The 21,531-nt window shown below is 53.2% G+C and carries 16 protein-coding genes; 5 read left to right on the top strand and 11 right to left on the bottom strand.

What is annotated here, in order from left to right; genetic code table 11:
• Nucleotides 1-70: 70 nt before the first annotated feature.
• The 3 genes from FOA19_RS10405 to FOA19_RS10395 all read right to left on the bottom strand — a co-directional run bounded on the left by FOA19_RS10405 (nt 71) and on the right by FOA19_RS10395 (nt 2,335).
• Complete coding sequence (locus tag FOA19_RS10405; protein WP_149090769.1) at nt 71-682, bottom strand: cupin domain-containing protein; 612 nt, start codon at nt 680-682, stop codon at nt 71-73.
• Nucleotides 679-1,224 carry an RNA polymerase sigma factor gene (locus FOA19_RS10400; RefSeq protein WP_149090768.1) on the bottom strand — a complete coding sequence of 182 codons (546 nt, stop codon included), beginning with the start codon at nt 1,222-1,224 and terminating at the stop codon, nt 679-681. The genes FOA19_RS10405 and FOA19_RS10400 overlap by 4 nt, the downstream gene beginning before the upstream one ends.
• 187 nt (nt 1,225-1,411) lie before the next feature.
• Entirely contained in the window at nt 1,412-2,335 is a 924-nt protein-coding gene (locus FOA19_RS10395; protein WP_223808835.1) for a lytic transglycosylase domain-containing protein, read from the bottom strand.
• Between the two features lie 314 nt (nt 2,336-2,649).
• Between FOA19_RS10395 and FOA19_RS10390 the strand changes: the two genes are divergently transcribed.
• The 3 genes from FOA19_RS10390 to hrpB all read left to right on the top strand — a co-directional run bounded on the left by FOA19_RS10390 (nt 2,650) and on the right by hrpB (nt 6,315).
• Nucleotides 2,650-2,955: a hypothetical protein gene (locus FOA19_RS10390; RefSeq protein ID WP_149090767.1), complete on the top strand. Its 306-nt coding sequence runs from the start codon at nt 2,650-2,652 to the stop codon at nt 2,953-2,955.
• Nucleotides 2,956-3,130: 175 nt separating this feature from the next.
• Nucleotides 3,131-3,622, top strand: a complete 492-nt coding sequence (locus tag FOA19_RS10385) for a YciE/YciF ferroxidase family protein (protein WP_149090766.1) — start codon at nt 3,131-3,133, stop codon at nt 3,620-3,622.
• A 143-nt stretch (nt 3,623-3,765) separates the two neighbouring features.
• Nucleotides 3,766-6,315, top strand: coding sequence for an ATP-dependent helicase HrpB (gene hrpB, locus FOA19_RS10380; protein WP_149090765.1), 2,550 nt, complete (start codon nt 3,766-3,768; stop codon nt 6,313-6,315).
• 105 nt (nt 6,316-6,420) lie between these two features.
• Here hrpB and FOA19_RS10375 read toward each other — a convergent pair whose 3' ends face one another.
• The 3 genes from FOA19_RS10375 to FOA19_RS10365 all read right to left on the bottom strand — a co-directional run bounded on the left by FOA19_RS10375 (nt 6,421) and on the right by FOA19_RS10365 (nt 9,334).
• Nucleotides 6,421-6,747, bottom strand: a complete 327-nt coding sequence (locus FOA19_RS10375) for a hypothetical protein (RefSeq protein ID WP_149090764.1) — start codon at nt 6,745-6,747, stop codon at nt 6,421-6,423.
• Nucleotides 6,748-7,142: 395 nt separating this feature from the next.
• Nucleotides 7,143-7,994 (bottom strand): MBL fold metallo-hydrolase, encoded by an 852-nt coding sequence (locus tag FOA19_RS10370; protein ID WP_149090763.1) that lies wholly within the window; start codon nt 7,992-7,994, stop codon nt 7,143-7,145.
• A 311-nt stretch (nt 7,995-8,305) separates the two neighbouring features.
• Nucleotides 8,306-9,334 carry a LacI family DNA-binding transcriptional regulator gene (locus FOA19_RS10365; protein ID WP_149090762.1) on the bottom strand — a complete coding sequence of 343 codons (1,029 nt, stop codon included), beginning with the start codon at nt 9,332-9,334 and terminating at the stop codon, nt 8,306-8,308.
• 384 nt (nt 9,335-9,718) lie between these two features.
• Here FOA19_RS10365 and FOA19_RS10360 point away from each other — a divergent pair, with 384 nt between their 5' ends.
• Both FOA19_RS10360 and xylA read left to right on the top strand, forming a co-directional pair.
• Nucleotides 9,719-11,200 carry a xylulokinase gene (locus tag FOA19_RS10360; protein WP_149090761.1) on the top strand — a complete coding sequence of 494 codons (1,482 nt, stop codon included), beginning with the start codon at nt 9,719-9,721 and terminating at the stop codon, nt 11,198-11,200.
• Nucleotides 11,201-11,227: 27 nt separating this feature from the next.
• Complete coding sequence (xylA, locus tag FOA19_RS10355) at nt 11,228-12,559, top strand: xylose isomerase (protein ID WP_149090760.1); 1,332 nt, start codon at nt 11,228-11,230, stop codon at nt 12,557-12,559.
• Between the two features lie 422 nt (nt 12,560-12,981).
• Here xylA and fsa read toward each other — a convergent pair whose 3' ends face one another.
• The 5 genes from fsa to FOA19_RS10330 all read right to left on the bottom strand — a co-directional run bounded on the left by fsa (nt 12,982) and on the right by FOA19_RS10330 (nt 21,477).
• A complete protein-coding gene (gene fsa, locus FOA19_RS10350) occupies nt 12,982-13,656 on the bottom strand; it encodes a fructose-6-phosphate aldolase (protein WP_149090759.1) in 675 nt (224 codons plus the stop codon).
• A gap of 426 nt (nt 13,657-14,082) precedes the next feature.
• The gene (locus tag FOA19_RS10345) at nt 14,083-17,016 is read right to left on the bottom strand and encodes a glycosyl hydrolase 115 family protein (protein WP_149090758.1); all 2,934 of its coding nucleotides are present in this window, start codon (nt 17,014-17,016) and stop codon (nt 14,083-14,085) included.
• Between the two features lie 7 nt (nt 17,017-17,023).
• Complete coding sequence (gene uxaC / locus FOA19_RS10340) at nt 17,024-18,487, bottom strand: glucuronate isomerase (RefSeq protein WP_149090757.1); 1,464 nt, start codon at nt 18,485-18,487, stop codon at nt 17,024-17,026.
• A gap of 11 nt (nt 18,488-18,498) precedes the next feature.
• Nucleotides 18,499-19,671 (bottom strand): mannonate dehydratase, encoded by a 1,173-nt coding sequence (uxuA, locus tag FOA19_RS10335; RefSeq protein ID WP_149090756.1) that lies wholly within the window; start codon nt 19,669-19,671, stop codon nt 18,499-18,501.
• A gap of 117 nt (nt 19,672-19,788) precedes the next feature.
• Nucleotides 19,789-21,477 (bottom strand): glycoside hydrolase family 43 protein, encoded by a 1,689-nt coding sequence (locus tag FOA19_RS10330; RefSeq protein ID WP_149090755.1) that lies wholly within the window; start codon nt 21,475-21,477, stop codon nt 19,789-19,791.
• Between the last annotated feature and the right edge of the window lie 54 nt (nt 21,478-21,531).

The raw sequence follows: 21,531 nt of genomic DNA, 5'->3' as shown, positions 1-21,531 counted from the left end.
AAATTGTCAAAGCCCTGAAAGGTATTAACATTCAATTCATTAACCCGTTATTCTTCATTCTATAAATGGCCTAAGCCGCCAAGCGCTGCAGAATTACCTTACAGGGGATTTGGGAGGTTACTTTGACCTTATGTTTCTTATGCAATGGAATCTGGAAATAACTTCCGGGAGTTAGGTAGTTATCCTGGTCTTCTACCGTGATGGTGCAGGTACCTTCCACGATCAGGAAGCGTTCATATTCATCGTGGTGAATTTCCTCATCGGCTACGTTTTCCAGCCACACAATGGCGGTGGTAGTACTAGGGTTATAGCCGATGATTTTCACATAGATGTCCTCTGAGGGAGAAGGCCTCTTCATGTCTTCCCGGTTGAGCCAGGCGGCATAGTCCTCCACTTTGGACTCGGGGGAAAGGTTGGGCGGGGAAGAAACCGGCTCGCCGTTCTGTAGCCGAACCATATAATCGATGGTAGCCAGCACGAGCGGTTTCACCGTGGGTTGAGGTTCTACTGAATGCGCTACGGCATATGTCTCAATGCTCTGCCGGATTTGCTCTATCTCTTGTCTGATCTCAGGGTGAGCAGCGGCCATTTGTTCCACCTCCTCGGTTTCCTCAGGCGAAGTAACGCCCATGACAAACAGCTCTAAAATCCCGGATTCTATGTAGTCGTTAATGGGGTTCATGCTGTTTTCTCTGCTGCTATGTGTTTGAAGGCCGTTTTTAGACGGCTTTTAAGTTGCTCCTCAGAAATACCCAAGGCTTGGGAGGCTTGGGAGCAACTGTACCCTTTGAGGTAAATTAAATCTAAGATGGCGCGTTCCTGGGGCTCCAGTTGGCAAAACGCTTCATTCGTTCGGGCATCTTTTAAGAAGTCTTCTTTTTTTACTTCTGTCAGAGGACTGGTTTCGGTTTTGCCGCTTTGGTTGAGTTGAAGGTATTTCCCGTTTTTCTGGGCTTCCAAGGCTATCCCGCGGGCTAAGGCCAGGCTCCAGGTGAGAAACCTGCTTTGGGAAGGATCAAAGATATGGATACGAGACCAGATGGTAAGGAAGGTTTCTTTCAGCACCTCTTCGGCTAGTTCCGTTTGGGACACCATCCGGGAGATCATGCCCATCAGGACCGGAGCGTAAGTATCATACAGCAACCCAAAGGCCTCCTGTTTCCCCTTCCTGATGGCCTCTAACAGCTTCTCCTCGGCCACGCCACCAAACCTACTTTCAACCATAAAGTCATTTTATAATGGACTTCCTAAACCAATCACTCCCAGGAAGGCGCCTCTAAGATACGCCATGGTTGTCTCTCACGCAAGGGAAGTACAAGACCCTCAGACCGTGTCTGCTTAGCTCTTATGCAAAATAAAGATTTTGGTAAAGAACCCTGCTCCTTCTGAAAGAAGAAGTCAAGCTTGCCAATTATTTGGGTAGTTCCAGCACAAACTCTTTTCCGGGGGCCACAGTCAGCTTAAAGCTCTTGATCCAGGGGTTGTAGAGGCGCAAGGTTTTATAGTTGGTACCCTGATCCAAGGCAAATTGGGCCAGGTCCGGGATGGAGGAAGTAACCGTCAGGGAGCGGGTAGGTAACGGTTCGTAGCCTTGCTCTTTGGGCAGGTCAAAGCCATATTTCGCCGGGTTGCCCAGTACCTCTTTCAAAGCCAGGATCCGGAACATGTACCTAGACGTTTCATCGTTCAGGTATAGGTCATAATAAGAGTCTACTTTCTGTTGTTCCAAGGCCCGGTCAATACCGCCTACCCCACGGTTATAGGCAGCGGCGGCATTGGTCCAGGAACCAAACTTTTTCATGGCTGACTTCAAGTACCGGCAAGCCGCCAAGGTAGATTTCTTTATATGAAAACGCTCATCCACCTCAGCGTTCACCAGAAGACCATACCCACGGGCAGTATCGGGCATGAGCTGCCAGAACCCAGAGGCCCCGGCGGGGGAGGTCACCTGGCTGAACAGACTCTCGGCTAGGGAAAGATACACGAAATCCTCTGGGATATCATTCTCGCGGAGCATGCGTTCAATCTCGGGCCGGTAGCGCTGCATCCGCTTCAAACCTATCAGCGTGGTAGCTTGCAGGTAGGAGTTCACCAGCAGTTCCCGGTCCAGGCGCTCGGCCACATCTGGTACCTCCAGCGGAACGGGCTCTCCGGCAAAGGAAAGCGAGGCAGGCAGACTAGGGGCTTTGACGACTTCACCTCGGGTAAAACGCACCTCATCGTTTCCACCGGTCGGAGAATCTGCCGTGAAAGACTGCTGACTGCAGAGGTTGAGGGTAAGGGCCATCAGTCCCAAACCGCCCAAATATTTCCAGATGTTGTCTGTCATGATCATTCTCTTTTCCTGCTGGTTTCCTTTGCTACCATAACCCTGCCAAAGCCGTTTTTAGTTTACCACCAGCAAAAGTTATTCTTCATTTACGGCCTTTATTACCTAAAAAGTACAAGATACGTTCCAAAAAAACAGGAAGTTAGTTTTTCCCTAAAGCCAGAAAGGAAACGCTTCTACCCTTACACGTTTTATAGCCTATTTCAGAAAAACAACCACAAAACAGCCCTAGGCCTTACCTGCCCTTACAGCCACCTTCCATAACATATTGGTAATCTAGGTTTTACCTTAAAGTAATAGAAAAGGCTCTCCTTTACAACATGGAAAAGCTAATTATTCTTTACTGCCTTTTGATTGTGGCCCTGCTGGGGGTGCTTCTGGTTTTACTGCTTTTCATGACGGTAAACAAACCAGAAGATGCCCTTTCCAGGCATGAGAAAGTCCTTTTTGCTTGCGGTGGTATGATCGGGTTGATCATTCTGCACTTGAATTGGCTCCTGCTGCCTTGGAGCAGACAGCAGAAAGGAGATGCAGTGGCTTTCGGCACCATTATCCTTTTAACAATTTTACTTCTGGCCCCTATTTTCTTCCTGCTCCTGCCAAAACAAAAAGTACAGGACCTCTAACCCCTTGAAAAATCAGCACCTTAGGAATGGGCTCCGCAGGAAGAACCACAAAAAGGAAGCTGCAAGGCCATAGAAATAGTATTGTAGAACGGGTGAAATCCCCATTCTTTTTTAACCCAAACCCTACCCCCTCGTATAGACGGTATAATTACCAACTAACCGAACTTATAACACTATGGCTAAGTTAAAAACACTAGAAGATTTATTTGAGCACCAACTCAAGGACCTATATAGCGCTGAAAAACAAGGCGTTGCTGCGTTAACCAAAATGATCAAAGCCACTGACGACGAAAAACTGAAGCAGGCGATCACCACCCACCTGGAAGAAACCAAAGCGCAGAAAGACCGCTTAGAAAAAGTCTGCGAACTGGTGGGCACTACCCCCGGTCGCATGAAGTGCAAAGCCATGGAAGGCCTGGTTGAGGAAGGCGAGGAAACCATTGAGGAAGACGCTACCCCAGAGGTGAAAGATGCTGGGCTTATCGCTTCCATCCAACGCATGGAGCACTATGAGATTGCCGGTTACGGTACCGCCGCTCACTTTGCAGAGCGCCTGGGCCACAAAGAAGCCGCTGATTTGCTGAGACAAACCTTGGCTGAAGAGCAAAAAACAGATACGTTGCTCAACGACCTGGCCAAAAGCTATATCAACGAGAAAGCAGAATAGCTTTTAGTTGAAGAAAGACAGCAAAGCCTGTTCCTCTTGGGGAGCAGGCTTTGCTGTTTTAGGGCCGTTTCTATAAAACCAGGCTAAAAATATCTTTTCTCCGGAAGCGAGTTTAAAACAGGATTCCCGAAATTTGAGGTGACATGTCAGCTACTACTTCCCTTTCCTTTTTACCAGATCTACCGGTCAAAGAAGCCTTGCCGCGGCTGCTCACCGCCTTACAAACCAACTCCCGCGCTGTGCTGGAGGCCCCGCCCGGCGCCGGTAAAACCACGCTGGTTCCTTTGGCTCTTTTGGAGGCGGACTGGCGCGCCGGCGGCAAAATCATCATGCTGGAGCCGCGTAGGCTAGCCGCCCGGGCCGCCGCCCAACGCATGTCTGATTTGCTGGGCGAGGAAGTGGGCCAGACCGTAGGGTATTGGGTCCGGATGGAGCATATTGTGTCGCAGCACACCCGCATTGAGGTAGTTACCGAAGGCATTCTCACGCGCCTGCTTCAGAGCGATCCGGCCCTGGAGGGTGTAGCGGCCATTATCTTCGATGAATTCCATGAGCGGAGCCTCCAGGCCGATGTGGGTTTGGCCTTGGCCCTGGATGCCCAGGCCGTGCTCCGGCCTGACCTGCGGATTCTGGTCATGAGTGCCACCCTTGATGCTGCCTCCGTCGCTAATTGGCTGGAAGCGCCCGTGATTAAAAGCGAAGGCTGCCAGTTCCCGGTGGAGACGCATTACCTCTCCCCCGCGGAAATGGCCTCGGCTGGTCAGAGACCAGCCGAGCGTTTAGCGAACCTTTTACCAAAATCCATCAGAAAAGCCCTGGATCAGGAACCGGAGGGTGACGTACTGGTTTTCTTGCCGGGTATGGGTGAGATGCGGCGCGTGGCTCAGGCACTGGAAGGGAAACTGGCCTCCACCATTGACCTGCACTTGCTGCACGGCGATTTGAACCTCACCCAGCAATTGGCCGCCATCCGGCCGGCCCCAACCGGGAGGAGAAAGATCGTGCTGGCCACCAGTATTGCCGAGACCAGTTTGACCATTGAAGGCGTGAAAGTGGTGATTGACGGCGGATTCGCGCGCGTTCCCAAGTTCGTGCCGCGCATCGGATTGACCACGCTGGCTACCATTCCGGTCTCCAGGGCCGCCGCTGATCAGCGCCGTGGCCGGGCCGGTCGTCTGGGTCCGGGCGTTTGCTACCGCATGTGGTCCTCCGCCGATCAACTCCAACTCGCCGACCGGCAAACCCCGGAGATCTGCGAAGCAGACTTAACAGGCCTGGCCTTGGAATTGTCCATCTGGGGCGCCCAGGAAGCCACCGACCTGAAGTGGCTGGACACCCCGCCCGCCGCCGCGCTTTCCCTCGCCCGCGACCTGCTGGTTCGCCTGGAAGCCTTGGATAAAGCTGGCAAAGCCACGGCCCACGGGAAGGCCCTGGCAGCCTTGGGGCTTTCTCCTAGGTTAGGCCATCTGGTGGTGCGCGGCCATGCCTTGGGGTTAGGCGCCACCGCCTGCGATGTAGCCGCCCTGCTCTCGGACCGCGATATCCTTAAACCAATGCAGATTTCCTTCGCTGATCCGCTGCCGGACCTTACGCTTCGATTGGAGTTGCTGGACGGCCAATCACCGCCCACGCCGGGTTATACCGTGGATGGCAACACCGTCCGCAAAATACGGGAACAGGCCCAGAACCTCCGGCAGCGCATAAAAACCAAAAGAACCTCCCCTAACTACGGTGCCATCGGGCTTCTAACTGCTTTAGCGTACCCAGATCGTTTGGCCCAGCGGGAAACCTCGGGACGCGTGCGCCTCATCTCGGGGCAGCGCGCCACTTTGCAGACAGAATTGTTTGGGGAGGCCGAGTTCTACGCCATCGCGCATCTAGAGCTAGGCACCCGGCCGCGGGTTTTATCGGCGGCGCCTGTTACTAAGGAAGAGCTGCTCACTCATTTTTCGGGCCAGTTGGAGCGCATAGAGGAAGTACGCTGGGATGCGGCCACGGAGAAAGTCATCGCCCGACAGATCACGCGCATGGGCGCCTTGACCCTGGAAGAGTCAGCTTTGCCAAACCCCAACCAGGAACTGGTGGCGGAGGCGCTGCTGCAGGCCCTGAAAGAAAAAGGCCTTGAACGGATGCCGTGGTCTGAGGAAGCGCAGAAAACCCGCGAACGGCTGGCGTTTCTGCACCAGCTCTCGCCGGACCAGTGGCCCGACGTCTCAGAAGAAGCTTTGGAAGCGACGATGGAGGAATGGCTTTTGCCGCACCTGTTGGGTTTACGCACCCTGGAGCAAGTGGCCAAACTGGATTTCAAGGAGATTCTGCTCGCGGACCTTTCCTGGGAGCAGCGCCAGGAGATGGACCGCTTGGCGCCCTCGCACCTGGAGGTTCCCAGCGGCTCGCGCATCGGGCTGAACTATGCTGATGCCAGCACTCCCATACTGGCCGTCCGGCTGCAGGAGGTTTTCGGGATGCTGGACACTCCGCGGATTGGCGGTGGCAAGGTACCCGTGCTCATGCACCTGCTTTCGCCGGCCTCGCGCCCGGTGCAGGTAACCCGGGATCTGAGAAGTTTCTGGACCACCGGCTACTTTGATGTCAGGAAAGACCTGCGGGGCCGCTACCCCAAACACTTCTGGCCCGATGATCCCCTCTCAGCGGTACCCACCAGAGGCACGAAAAAAAGGCCGCAGCCTTAGGTTAAGCAATACCAATCGTTTCAGGCCTGTTTTTCTTAAAACAAGCTTAAAAGACAAAGGGGAGGCCGAAGCTTCCCCTTTGTCTTTTACAGCTAAACCGAAGGATTAGTGTCCGGCGTTTCTGATCTCGGCGTTAGCACCAGCCGGGCGGTTAGGACCGTCTTTCTCGCCGTCAGAGCCTTTTACTTTCACTAGTTTGTTGTAAAGACCCAACAGCAGGAATGGCGCAGGCCACTGCCCTACGAACAGCGCTTCGTCATCTTTTTTCATCACTTTCAAGGTAGCCGATACGGCCATTGACCCAAGGGCAGCCCATAAGAACAGATCTGAAGGCAACTTGGCAGTATACTCTTCAATTGCACGAGCTACTGGTCCTTCTTTATGGTCTGGGTTAAAGTTGTCTGCTTTTTCTTTTAAGTTTGATGCGTCCATAGTAGTATTTTGATTATAATATGTGGTACATGGATATCAAAACGTAGGAAGTATTTCTAGGGTTGGCAAAAATGCGTAAGAAGTGAAATAGCCCACCTTAGAGGCAAGCGCTTTCCGGCGCAGAAAAACTGAATTGAAGCCAGATTTTAACTGCGCATAAACTACATATGGAGCAAAAACTCAGATGAATTTTGAGCCTGAAACAGGGAAACCTAAGGCTTTATTAGTTTTAATAAACAGCGAAACTTGCCAACGGCGATAGCTCTCAACTGAGACCAAGGACCAAGAAATTCACTTGTAGTCCTTTCAGATGGTGACCTTATAAAACCTGCAGAAAGAAGAATTTTAAGGCTATCTTCCTAAAATCTGCCTTAAAATGAACATTGTGGTTTGGCCTAAAACAATTCAAGGGACAGCTGCTGAACTTCCTTTATAACTGACTTGGTCTTGATGACTGGCGCTGGGTTGTACACCACCGGAGCGCCGTCAATGAAAAAAACGGGCGTTTCTTCATAGCGGGAGGCCACCACCACGTGCGTGCCCTCGGCGTGAGTGGTGAAGAGTTCCTTTACCAGCTTGGGGCAGTTGTTGTCTTTGGAAAGGTGACCCAGCAGCACGTGACTCATGTACTCGGGTTTGTAGCCCGTGAACAAATTCAGCGCCTGTCGATTGGAAAGGTGCCCGTGGTTGCCCCTGATCCTGGCCTTGAGGTGATACGGGTACCGGCCGCGCTCCAGCATCTGCTCGTCATAATTGCTTTCCAGGAAAGCCGCGTGGCACAGCTGAAATTGTCTGATGACATGATCACAGGGCGTCCCGATATCGGTGAACACGCCCACGTTGATGCCGTTGCCGGAGATGATGAAACTATGCGGATCAGCGGCATCGTGGAACTTGGGGAATCCGGTGACGGTAAGGTCTCCTATCTGCACCCCCTCGTAGGCCTGAAAAGAATTCACCAAGCGGTAATCCAGCCCGAAGCGTAGGTTTTGCAAAGTGGCCGGTGTGATGTAGACCGGAATCTGGTATTTTTTCGCCAACACCGGCAGACCCTTGATGTGGTCAGAGTGCTCGTGCGAAATAAAAATGGCTTTTATTTTCTCCATGGACAGCCCCAAACGCTTCATACGCCCTTCGGTTTCGCGGCACGAAATACCTGCATCTACCAACACTGCCTCCTGCTCATTCCCAATGTAATAGCAGTTCCCGTTACTCCCCGATGCCAACGACGTTATGTACAATCCCATAGAGCTACAAAATTACGGTATGTTTTGCGTAATCTCCACCTTCCACTGCGCAAACTGATTCTATATTCTTATAAGAAAAAGCCTGTACTTAACATAAATTTTAAGCCAAGAATAAACAAGTCTACTACCGTAAACTTCCTTCTTCCACTATCGCTGAACAAATAGATGCTTACAACAAAACTTACGGGAATAAACTAGCACTCCTAGAATCAGGAACCACCAATAAAGCAAAGCTGTCAGGTAGCAGCTATTCTTAGAAGCTGTTTCCAGCCTCTTTTAGCTAAATCAGCCCGAAAACAGAGACCGGTAATTTATCTGGGTTCCACTGTTTGCGAAGAATGCCGAGGAATCAGAATTGGGTCCAGCACGATGCGCTCTGGGGTGGTGCCGTAGAAATCCTTGTTCGCAATGAGTTTCAGAAACAGGTGCGCAGTCTCCTCTCCCATTCTTATGGTCTGCTGGTCCACAGTGGATAGCGAAGGAGTCACGAACGCCCCGAACGCCTCGTTCGCAAAGCCCATGACACCCATTTGCTGGGGTACTTTAATGCCTCTTTCCAGCAGAACCTGCAAGGCGCCCATGGCCGTATAGTCTTCAGCGGCAAAAACGGCGTCAAAGTTTTTCTCCTGCTCTAAAAGGCGCGTAACCGAGTCTTTCCCAAATTCCAAAGACAACCGGCCCTTGCAAATCATATCCTCGTTCATTGGCAAGCCATACTGCTGCAGGGCATCGCGATACCCCCGGAAACGCTCCTTGAAAATGGTCAGGTTCTGGTCTGAGGTGAAATGCGCAATGTGCTTGTACCCTTCTTTGATAAGATGCTCCGTAGCCACAAAACCGGCTTGGTAGTCATTGATGGTCACCGAAGGCACGGGCAGTTCGTTGATGGCACGGTCAAAAAACAACAGCGGCACCTGGCGCTTGCTGATCTGCTCGTAGAACTCGCGGCCTTCCACTTCCCCGGAGACCGAGGAGATGATTCCGTCAACCCGGGACTGCAGAAAAGTCTCAATCCCCTTCTGCTCCTGCTTCAGTGACTCGCCGGTTTGGTACAGCAGCATGCTGTAGCCGTTCTCATTCATGACCTTCTCAATGCCGTGCACCACCGAACTGAAGAAACTGGTGTCCAGGCTGGGCACAATGATCCCGATGACGTTGGTGCGCCCGGAACGCAGGGAGGAAGCCAGTTTGTTCTGCTGGTAGTTCAGGCGTTTGGCCGTTTCAAGCACCGCCGCTTTGGTGGCGGCACTGATGGCCGGATGGTCATTGAGGGCCCGCGCCACCGTGGAGAAGGTCACATCCAGCTCCCGCGCAATGTCATGTATGGTTGTTTTCTTCAATGTCTCTGCTGTGTGTGCCCAAAAATACTTACCTGCCGGAAAAGTCCTTAAAGCTATCCCAATTTCTTTTCAATTTATGCACGTTTTTGCTTAAACACGCCTAAAACATGCAGGTATTCCGGCGCTACTTTGCCATTTAGGAAACTGGCTAATATTTAAACTCCTCATAATAAGCCGTTTACTCAACTAGGGATTACTTTCCCCTTATGGCCGGATCAATGTTTTTTTCACTAAAAATGAGGGTTTCTGCGTCTTATATTTCCTATTCTCAGAATTTTCCGTTAAAATTATGCCAACGTTGGCATTTGGGAAACGCTGCAGAAAATCTGAAACTGTTTTTCCTAGCCCTCGTCCTGAATTGATGTCATTGTAACAAAGCCCTTTATGCTCCTATTAGGAATAGACGTAGGTACCTCCTCCATCAAAGTATCGGTGGTAGATGCGGCCACCCAGAAATGTCTGGTTTCGGCGCAGTTTCCAGAAACCGAGTCCAAAATCAACTCTTTGCAACCGGGTTGGGCTGAGCAGGCCCCCGAGATGTGGTGGGAGCATACCCAAACCGCCATCCAGAAAGCCAACGCCTCGGGCGCCTACAATCCTGAGGACATTGGGGCGATTGGGATTGCTTACCAGATGCACGGGTTGGTGATTGTGGATGAGAACCAGGAGGTTTTGCGCCAGTCCATCATCTGGTGCGACAGCCGCGCGGTCCCTTACGGACAGAAGGCCCTGGAGCACATCGGTCAGGAACAGAGCCTTTCGCGCCTGCTGAATTCCCCGGGAAACTTCACCGCCGCCAAATTGGCCTGGGTAAAGGAAAACGAGCCCGAAACGTTCAGCAGAATCCACAAGATCATGCTGCCCGGCGACTACATCGCCATGAAACTGACCGGCGAGATCACCACCAGCGTTTCTGCCTTGTCTGAGGGCATTTTCTGGGATTTCCAGAAAGACGAGGTGTCTGCCGATGTCATGAATTTCTTTGGGTTCAGCCCAGACATCATCCCACCCGTGAAGCCCTTGTTTTCGTCCCATGGCGAGGTGAAGCCCGAGATCGCTTCTTCCCTGTCTCTGAAAGCCGGCATACCGGTGGCCTATAAATCAGGCGACCAGCCCAACAACGCGCTTTCCCTTAACGTGCTCAACCCCGGCGAGGTAGCGGCCACGGCCGGAACCTCGGGTGTGATCTACGGCGTGAGCGATCAGTTGGTGTATGACCCGCAGTCCCGCGTGAACACCTTCGCGCACGTGAACTATACCCCGGAGTCTAAGCGCGTGGGCGTGCTCATGAACATCAACGGCACGGGCATCATGAACAGCTGGGTAAAGGAAAACATGGGCCAGGGCCTCTCCTACCCCCAGATGAACGACGAGGCCCAGAAAGCGCCCGTAGGGAGCAACGGGCTGCGTATCTTCCCTTTCGGGAACGGGGCCGAGCGCGTGTTCAACAACCGCATCATTGGGGCGCAGTTCCACGGGCTTGATTTCAATCTCCATTCCAAAGGTCACGTGTTCCGGGCGGTGCAGGAAGGCATCGCTTTCACCTTCCGCTTCGGGCTGGACATCATGCGCGAGAACGGCATGAATCCGCAGGTCATCAGGGCAGGTAATGCGAACATGTTCCTGAGCCCGCTCTTTGCCGAGGCTTTCGTGAATGCCACGCACGTGCCGGTGGAACTCTACCAGAACGACGGCAGCGTGGGCGCGGCCTTGGGTGCCGGTATCGGGGCCCAGGTGTTCTCCTCGGCGCAGGAAGCCTTCAGCCGCTTTGAGCGCCTGAAAGTTATTGAGCCAACCCAGACCGATGCCTACGAAACCTCGTACCAAGACTGGAAAGCTTTATTACTGAAACAATTAAGAGACTAATTTATTTACCCTTATACATTCACAACCATGGCAAATCACACCTTAGTAGACACAGAATACTTTAAAGGAATAGGACAGATAAAGTTTGAAGGTCCGGAGTCTGACAACCCGTTGGCGTACCGCTGGTATGACGAGAACCGGGTAGTGGCGGGCAAAACCCTGAAAGAGCATCTTAAGTTTTCGGTGGCCTATTGGCACTCCTTCAACGCCAACGGCTCTGATCCATTCGGAGGGCCAACGTTGAACTTCGCCTGGGACCAGAGTTCAGATGTAATTGAGCGCGCCAAAGCCAAAATGGATGCCGCGTTTGAGTTCATCACTAAATTGGGCATGCCTTACTACTGCTTTCATGATGTAGACGTGGTAGACTTTGGCAATGACGTGGTGGAGAACGAGCGTCGTCTGCAGACCATGGTGGAATACGCGAAGCAGAAGCAAGCCGAATCAGGCGTGAAACTGCTGTGGGGAACTGCTAACGTGTTCTCGCACGAGCGCTACATGAACGGTGCCTCCACCAACCCAGACTTCCATGTGCTGGCTCACGCGGCTGCGCAGGTGAAAGGTGCGTTGGATGCTACTATCGCCTTGGGTGGTGAAAACTACGTATTCTGGGGAGGCCGTGAGGGGTACATGACCTTGCTCAACACCAACATGAAGCGCGAGCAGGAGCACCTGGCCCGCTTCCTGCACTCTGCCAAAGACTACGCCCGTGCCCAAGGCTTCAAAGGAACGTTCTTCATTGAGCCGAAGCCAATGGAGCCCACCAAGCACCAGTACGACTACGACTGCGCTACCGTGATCGGGTTCCTGCGTCAGCATGACCTGTTGGGTGATTTCAAAATCAACATCGAGGTGAACCATGCGACCTTGGCGGGCCACACCTTCCAGCACGAGTTGCAGGTTGCCGCCGATGCCGGTGTATTGGGCTCTGTAGATGCCAACCGCGGTGACTACCAAAACGGCTGGGACACTGACCAGTTCCCGAACAACCTGAACGAGTTGACCGAGGCCATGCTGATCTTCCTGGAGGCCGGTGGCCTGCAAGGCGGCGGTGTGAACTTCGATGCTAAAATCAGAAGAAACTCCACTGATCCGGCTGACCTGTTCTACGCCCACATCGGTGGTGCCGATACCTTTGCCCGTGCCCTGATCACCGCTGACAACATCCTTCAAAACTCTGACTACAGCAAAATCCGCCAGGAGCGTTACGCCTCTTTTGACAGCGGCAAAGGCCAAGAGTTTGAGCAAGGCAAACTGAAGCTAGAGGATCTGCGCGCCTACGCCATTGAGCAAGGTGAGCCAACCCTGCAGAGCGGCCGTCAGGAGTACCTGGAGAACCTGATCAACAGATTCATCTAGTCTGTAAAAAATTACTTCTTACCGCCTATGTGGCAAAGTAACCAGTGCTATCTCCTGATGAAAATCAAAAGGAAGGATAAACCTGCTGCTTGGGTGGTCAGTATCATATTTTCCAATTAGAGTTGTCTTGTCAACACTCCAATTGTTTTTTCATGTAATGCATACCAAAAAGGCTGTCTCTATTGGAGGCAGCCTTTTTCTGTTAAAGGTAGTTTCTTAAGCTTCGCATTCGTTCACCTGCGGCAATTATTTTCTTAAAGTTGACTTTAAGGCAAATCAGGTATTTTAAAGCTGATTTTTAAAAATAAATGTTTAAACGGCTGAATTAGGCGCAAAAAAATCGGGCTCTTTCGGAGCCCGATTTCCTACTCATCTGTACAAGGTCTTCTGCTGTACTGATAAGCTTATTCCTGTGAAAAGAACTATTCTTGTTCCTGCATAATCTCCTTCATCTTCTCGGCATCTGCCACGAACTTGGCCAAGCCGCTGGCGGTAAGCGGATGGGTCAATAGGCCCAAGATTGGCTCCAGCGGACAGGTGCACACGTGCGCGCCGGCCTCGGCACACTTCACAATGTGGAGGGAGCTGCGGATAGAAGCCGCCAGGATTTGGGTTTCATACCCCTGAATGGCGTAGATATTAGCGATTTGCTCAATCAACTGAACACCATCCCAGCCAATGTCATCCACACGGCCCAAGAATGGAGACACGTATGTAGCCCCCGCTTTGGCAGCTAAGATTGCTTGTCCGGCCGAGAACACCAACGTACAGTTGGTCTTAATGCCTTTGTCAGAGAAGTATTTGATGGCTTTCAGACCGTCTTTGATCATAGGTACTTTCACCACAATGTTGGGGTGCAGCGCCGCCAGCGTTTCGCCCTCCTCTACCATGGAGTCAAAGTCAGTGGAAAGCACCTCAGCACTGATATCACCGTCTACTATCTCGCAGATCGCCTTGTAATGGTCCAACGTGGCTTGGGTTCCCTTGATGCCTTCTTTGGCCATTAAGGAAGGATTAGTGGTTACTCCGTCCAGAATACCCAGGTCATGGGCTTCTTTGATGTGGGCCAAATTAGCCGTGTCAATGAAAAACTTCATAGCAAATGGTTTTAGGTTTCGTTTTGAAAAAAGGGCTGAAAACAACCGGTTTGTTCGTTTAATATAAATTGATTCCCGAAAGGTTACTTATAAATGTATTAATGACAATTATACCTATTTACCTTCAATCCTCCAACTAATCAGGAATCTAATTAACTATAGTACGGCGTTTTTGGTGACGAAGGCAAGACCATACGGGTATCTTTCCATCAAAAATCAAATTTCGAGCTGTGGAAGCTTTGGCTACTGTTCAACTTCTTACAGCCACTAAAGTTAACATATTAAATAAGCTGAGTACATCTACTTCTAATCGGCTAATCTCTGAAAGGAACATTAGACTTTAGAATTTCCTATGCTCTGGTACAAACATTACGTTACCACTAGTTTAGTTTAGGGTCTGTTTTCTGCAAAACATGCCCTAAACAGTTATTTCACTTGTGTCGCAGACAGGTTAGCGCTTTCTGGCGGACCCAGGTAGCTGGGCTTTAAGCCGCCGGTGTCTATTACCAGTTTCTGCAGGACCACACCAGCGTCCACGATCCAGAACTTGAGTACGTGCTCGCCCGGCTTTTTCAGCTGATGTTTAGATACCGTCAGGTTGATGTTATTGGCCACGTTCTTGTTCCACTCCCGCTCAGATTTGTCGGTGTGGATGTTGATGATTTGCGGGGCTTCGTCATCGAAGGAAATCGCGTAGCGCAGCCCTTGGGTATTGTGGAAGTTGAGCGTGGGCGACAGAAACACCTGCACGTTCACAGGACCTTCTTTCTGCAGGTACACCTTGTACTCCAGGTGCGGACTGTTTCCGCCGGGTGTCTGGCTAGGGGCCGTAACTGGCAGGGTGGTCATGGCGGAGGCGGTGCGGCCCAGATCAGGGATGAGTTTCCATTGAATGCTGTTGCCTTCCACGGCGCGGGTGTAATGCGCCGCCTCCATAGAGACATAGCCGTTGGCCTCCACAAATCCTTCCTGTTGCGTAGCAGCAGATATGGTCGGTTCCACTAGGGCATGGACCGTTACGGTTTTCCCTTTCGGACCCGAAATGGTCAAGGTAGCCCGTTGCGGCCCCGCAGGCACATTGGCCCAATCCACACTTACCCAGATGCGTTGCTCTTTGGCTACCGTGCCTCGCTCCTGTGAAACTTTGAGCCATGGAGCGCTGGACTTGATGGTGAAATCAAACGGCTGCAACCCGCGGTTGAACACCTCCAGGTAATGGCCTTGCTTTTGGTAAGGGGAGAAAGCTGGCAGCGCGGCCACTTCTTTCGCCTGAGGCCACCATTGGTCAGATCCTTCCACCGCCACGCCCATCTCAGCGGCGGCAGGCAAGTTGATTTGCTTCAACTCGGGTAGGACGTCCTTCTCGGGTTGTTGCCAGTACGTGTAGCTGATGTGCGTCTGCGACATCATGTGGTTCCACTTTCCGTTGGCAATCTCTTTGTGGTAGGTTTGGGTCAACGCGGCATCGCGGTCAAAAAGCCTTTTCACCTTGGCAGCCAAATCATTGGTGGCGGCTCTCCCCTGCTGGGCATAAAGGCGGTTCCGACCGGTGGTCACGTGCAACTCGTTCAGATTGGCGCAGGCTTGTACCGGGTACAGCACCAACTGATAGTAAGCATCTTTGTACTGGGCCGGCAAGGCCTGGTAAATACGGTTTGCTTCCTGGGCCAGGCGGTTGTACTCTTCTACCACGGTTTCGGCCTCCAGGTAGTTGGTAAGGCTGTAGGTGTCTGGGGCCAGGAGTTCCGGTTTGCGGCGGCTGTTGTACTTGGGGTACTTGGCCAGGATATCCGCGATGGCCGAGGCATGCTCCGCACCAAATTGGCGCTCTGCCCACAGACGGGTGTATTCTTCCAGGCGCTCGGCGGGCCACTTCTCCGGGTTCCAGGCGTAGTCCAGGAAAAACTCCGTGGGGAACTCCATGGGCTTGATGTCGCCCACGTTCACAATCCAGATGCGGTCGGCTTTGTGCTCGTAAGCCAGGTGCATCTGCTCCCAAATGCGCGGAATCGGGTTGGTGTTCAACCATTTGTAATTTCGCGGGCCGCCCACGTAGTCAAAGTGGTAGTAGATGCCGTACCCACCGGAGTGCTGTTTCTCGCCTGGTTTTGGCAATTTGCGGATGTTCCCCCAGTTGTCATCGGCCAGCAACAGAGTTACGTCATCAGGGACGCGCATGCCTTTGTCATAGTAGTCCTGCACCTCTTTGTACAGGGCCCACAGCTGCGGCGTTTGGGAGGCATCTTTGCCAGTGACTTCAGAGATTATCTTCCGTTGGTCGGCCACGATGCGCTCCAGCAGCCCGATGTTGCTTTCCTCGCTCATGGGCTCGTCGCCGTCGCCGCGCATCCCCACGGTCACGATGTTCTCAAAGCCGTTCATGCGCTTGATGCCGCCGGTCCAGAACTCGCGCAGCTTCTCGGGGTTGGTATTGTAGTTCCAGGGACCGCCACCGTTCCGGCGCCACTCGTCATGGGCACGGGCGAGCGGCTCATGGTGCGAGGTGCCCATCACCACTCCGTACAGATCAGCGGTCTGCGGGTTAATTTTGTCATCGTCGCTAAAGGCGCTGCCCCACATGGCGGGCCAGAGGTAATTGCCTTTCATGCGCAAAATCAGCTCAAAGACCTTCTCGTAGAACTTGTGATTGAACCCGCCGAACTGCTCCTTGGCCCAATTAGAAAGCGCCGGGGCCTCGTCATTGATGAAGATGCCGCGGTACTTTACGGCTGGGGTTCCTTTGGTATGGCGCCCTTCCAGCACATACAGGTTCTCCTGCTGCTTTACGGGCACATCGGCCCACCAATACCACGGCGACACGCCAATCTGCTGAGACACGTCATAGATGCCGTAAATGGTGCCGCGTTTGTCGCTGCCCACAATCACCAGGGCCTCGTCCACGCCTTTCATGGGTTTCTTTACGGTCTGCACCACAAAGGTCTCCCACTTGCCGGCCAGGTCTTTCACGTCCAGCTTTTTGCTTTTCACCAGTTGGTCAATGAGCGGGCTTTTGCCCAGCGTACCTACCAGCACCAGCGTCTTGGCTTTGGGCGCCTTCTGCCCCACGGTCAGAGCCGGCTCTGCTTTGGTGACGTTTTTCACATCGGCCTGTAGGTCTTTCAACGCTCTGATCACGCCGGTGAAATCCTTGTCGCTCACGAAAAATGGGGCAGATTTACCTTCGGTGAAAAGCGGAAAGGCATCGTTTTTCTTCTGGTTTGTGATGTAGCGCACATCGTCCAGGGCAAAAGCGGCGGGAGCCCAAAGCAGGAAGACCAGGCAAAGGACCAGAGGTTGCCATCGCGATGTCAGGGTAGACGCTGTTTTAGGCTTGTTTTTCAGGAAAGAGGCTGCATTCATGCGGAAATCAATTTAGGGGAAAATAGTCTTTGGCGTTGTAGTAGCAGATGTCCTGCACGATCTTCCCTATCCAGGGGAGGTCATTGGGCAGTAGCCCGCGTTCCATCTCTTCGCCCAGCAGGTTGCAGAGCAGGCGCCGGAAATACTCGTGGCGGGAGTACGAAAGGAAGCTGCGCGAATCGGTGAGCATGCCCACGAAACAGCTGATAAGACCCATGTTGGAGAGCGCGTTCATCTGTTCTTTCATGCCGTCCAGATTGTCCAGGAACCACCACGCTGAGCCGAACTGCATCTTGCCTTTGATGCCGCCGCCCTGGAAATTCCCGATCATGGTGGCGAAGGCCGCGTTGTCGGCGGGGTTGAGGTTGTAGAGGATGGTTTTGGTGAGGCAGTTCTCCTGCTCCAGTTGGTTGAAGAAGGCCGCCATGCTCAGAATCTGCCCATAGTCCCCGATGGAATCATACCCAGTATCAGGGCCGTTGACCTGCAGCATGCGGCTGTTGTTGTTCCGGATGGCCCCCACGTGGAATTGCTGCACCCACCCTTTCTGGTAGTACATGCGGCCCAGCTCCACCAGCAGAAACCGGGCAAAGGCATCTTGGTACTGGGCGGCCTCTTGGTCATTGCCCTGCAGCACATCGGTGAACACTTTGTTCAACTCGTGGGCCGGCACTTGCCCAATAGGCAGACTCGTGAGCCCATGGTCCGAGAGGCGGCAGCCGTGGGCATGGAAGTAGTTGAGCCGGTTTTCCAGCACCTCTAGCAGGCTATCCAGGTTGAAGATCTCCAAGCCAGAAACGCCGGCCAGAAGCATGAGGTATTCCCTGAAAGAATCCCCGCCTGAGAGATGGAATACCTTGTCTGGCCGGAAAGAAGGCAGCACTTTCGTTTTGAAGCCGTTTTCTGCTAATTGGCGGTGAAACGACAGGTCATCGGTGGGGTCATCGGTGGTGCCCACCATCTCCACGTTGAAATGCGTGAGCAGGCCCTGCGGCGTAAACTCCGGTTTCTGAAGCAACGCATTGCAGTGCCTGTACACCTCGCCCGCATTCCGTTCTGAAAGCAGTTGATTCACCCCGAACGGGTTCTTCAGCTCCATGTGGGTCCAGTGGAAAAGCGGATTGCGCAGGGTGTACGGCACGGCGGCCGCCCATTTCTGGAACTTCTCCTCATCTGGGGCATCGCCGGTGATGTATTTCTCCTCCACGCCTAAGGTGCGCAGGGCCCGCCACTTGTAATGGTCCCCGGCCAGCCAGATGCTGGTGAGATTGGGATAATTCTGGTTCAGGGCAATAGCTTCCGGCGACAGATGGCAATGGTAATCTATGATGGGCAGATCTTTGGCGTACCCGTGGTACAACTCCTGCGCCGACCGGGTCTGCAAAAGGAAATCCTCCTGCAGGAAGGCTCCGGCAGGAGGTAAAAAACCGCGAGAAGAATTGGGTAAAGTGGAAAGGATGCGCTCCTGCATGGTAAGTTGGATTAGGTGGCCCCGTAAATGCTTCTTTCAATGCCCATCTCAAGGCCGCGCAGCTCAGCCAGCCCACGCAACCGCCCGATGGCCGAATACCCCGGGTTGGTGACTTTGTGCAGATCATCCAGCATCTGGTGCCCGTGGTCGGGGCGGAAAGGGATAGGCTCCTGCCGGGTGCGGTTGATGGCCACCAGCTCTTTCATGACGCCGTACATGTCCACGTCGCCGGCCAGGTGGTCAGACTCGTAGAAGTTGCCATTTTCATCTTTCAGCACGTTGCGCAGGTGCGCAAAGTACACCCGGTCCCCTACGGATTTCAGGATCTCTACCGGGTTGTTGTGGCCGCCCGCGCCCAGAGAGCCGGTGCAGAAACAGATGCCGTTGGGTGCGCGGTCTACCCGCTTCAGGATAAACTCCAGGTCTTCTTGGTTGGACGCGATGCGGGGCAGACCCAGAATCGGGTACGGCGGATCATCGGGGTGGATGGTCATTTTGAGGCCGTTTTCCTCACAAACGTCCATAATCGATTCCAGGAAATACGCCAGGTTCTCGCGCAGTCCGGCATGGCCGATTTTCTTGTAAATCCCGATGCTCTCGGTGAGATGCTCCAAGGAAATGTAGCCTTCCATGGGCACGCCCATCCGGATGATCTCGCTCAGTTCCGCCAGTTTCTCCGGGGTGTAAGCCGCGTGCCGTTCCTTGGCCTGCTGCACCACTTTTTCAGCATAGTCCTGCTCGGCGCCTTCGCGTTTCAAGATAAACAGGTCAAAAACGGCCAGGTCGGTCCAGTCAAAGTAAAGGGCTTTGGCGCCGTTCCAGAGTTCCAGCCCCAGGTTGGTTCTGGTCCAGTCCAGCACCGGCATGAAGTTGTAGCAGATGATTTTGAGACCGGCGGTGGCCAGGTTGCGGAGCGATTGGCGGTAGTTTTCCAGATATTGCTCATAATCGCCGGTGCGGGTTTTGATGGACTCATGCACGGGCACGCTTTCCACCACGGCCCAGGTAAGGCCGCTTTCCTCAATCATGCGCTTGCGTTCCTGAATTTCCTCCAGGGGCCACACCGCGCCGTGCGGCACATGGTGTAAGGCACTTACCACGCCGGTAGCGCCGGCTTGTTTCACATCCTGCAGGGTCACCGGATCGTTGGGTCCGTACCATCTCCAGCTTTGAAGTAATGACATAAAGTGAATCGTTAAGTATGACTTGTTCTTACCTTTCTGCGGTAAGCATGGGGTGATTTGGCGATGATTTGTTGGCGGGTGTTTTCAGGAAAAGGGCCCATAAACACCCAACTGTCCCTATTTGGCTTTCACCGAGGCGGAGGTTTCGTAGATCGGGTCTTTGCCTTCGTAGTGGAACCAGTCAAAGGTGGCTTTTCCGGTGGAGGGTTTTCCCTGGGAGGTGGCGTACATGCCCAGGGTCACGCCCACAAAACCACCTGCCGTGCGGGTGCTGAGGAAGGTGCCGTCCACGTTGTCTTGCAGGAGCTTCCACTCCCCTTCTTTCGTGCCATAGTAGAAAGCGTACTTGCCGGCTTTGAAATCCACCTTCAGGTAAAGCGGCTTTTTCAGGGCACTACCTGGCAGAGGAGCCTCGGCCAGTACGGTTGTTCCCGGAGTTCCTGGTTTGGACGTATCCTGCGACTTGCGCAGCTGCACTACTTCTTTGCCGTTGGTGATGGTTTTGCCCAAGGCGTAGTAATGCGTCTCGCTCTGCAAAGCCACCACCCCCGCGAACTCGTCTGCAGAAGCCGGATTGAAATCCATTTTGGTGCTGGCGTTGCCGTAGAGATGCTGCTGTCTTCTGGCCAGGAACGAAGGGTTTTCATCCCCCGAAACCGTCTGGGGTCTCACCTCCAGCGTCAGGCTTCCGGCTGGCTTGCTCAGGCTATACCAGGGCTGAGGTCCTGGCGCCCGGAGCATCAACCAATACAGCGGCAGTTTACTTTCCTTGAAATCTTCTCTGTAGGTGAAGTTGCCGTTCACCGGCAGCGATGGCTTCTTTCCTAAAGGCAGTTTAGGCCGAGGATAAGAGTACTGCACTTCCTCTTGGCCGGCGTTGATGATGGGCCAGCCGTCTTTCCAAGTCACGGGTGCCACGAAGGTTTCGCGGCCTATGTTGTAGTGGTCTTCGGTGTCATAGGGGCGGGTAGCCAGGAAAACGGCCCACCACTCGCCGTTCTGCGTCTGTACCAAATCGGCGTGGCCAGTGGCCGAGACAGGATTCTTCCGGTTGGCCGGCAGGTGGCGCTGCGTCAGGATAGGGTTATTGGGGTTGGGCACGTAGTCTCCGTTTACCTTTTTGCTCCGGAGGATTACCTCAGAGTGGTTCACGCTGGTACCGCCCTCGGCCGCCATGAGATAATAAAAACCGTCTTTCTTGTAGAGGTGCGGACCTTCAATCCAGACCGGTTTTTTGGAGAAGTCCACCCCGCCGTTCACCAAGATAATGGGTGCGCTGGTGGTTTTCAGGTTCTTATAATCAAACTCCTGCATCTTGATGGTGCGGTGCCCATCGTACTGCGGCTTGTTGTCTGGTGCATCGCTGTTGTAGATGATGTAGGCTTTGCCGTCATCGTCAAAAAACAACGAAGGGTCAATGCCATGGACATCCGTCAGCCAGGTTGGGTTGGACCACGGTCCCGCCGGATTTTTGGCGGTCACCACAAAATTCCCGCCGCGGTCAATCAAGGTAGTGACCATGTAGTAGATGCCATCATGGTAAGAAAGCGTTGGCGCGAAGATGCCCCTGGTTACCCGGTGCTTGGTCAGGTTCAGCTGCTCAGGCCGGTCCAGGATGTTGCCGATCTGGTTCCAGTTCACTAGGTCCTTGCTGTGGAAGATGGGCACCCCGGGGAAGTAGGCAAACGTGGAGAGAATGAGGTAGTAGTCCTCGCCTACCCGACAGATGGCTGGGTCTGGGTAAAAACCGGCCAGGATAGGGTTGTTGAACTTCTGGGTGTCCTGCGCAAAGCTGGCCTGGTTCATAAGCCCGAGGCAACAGGTAAGAACTAAGAATGCCTTTTTAAGAAGAAGACTTTT

Origin of the sequence: Rufibacter hautae (assembly GCF_008271695.1) — a bacterium.
GTDB lineage: Bacteria > Bacteroidota > Bacteroidia > Cytophagales > Hymenobacteraceae > Nibribacter > Nibribacter hautae.
The sequence above is the reverse complement of the archived record's forward strand: the minus strand, read 5'-3'. Positions and strand labels throughout refer to the sequence as shown.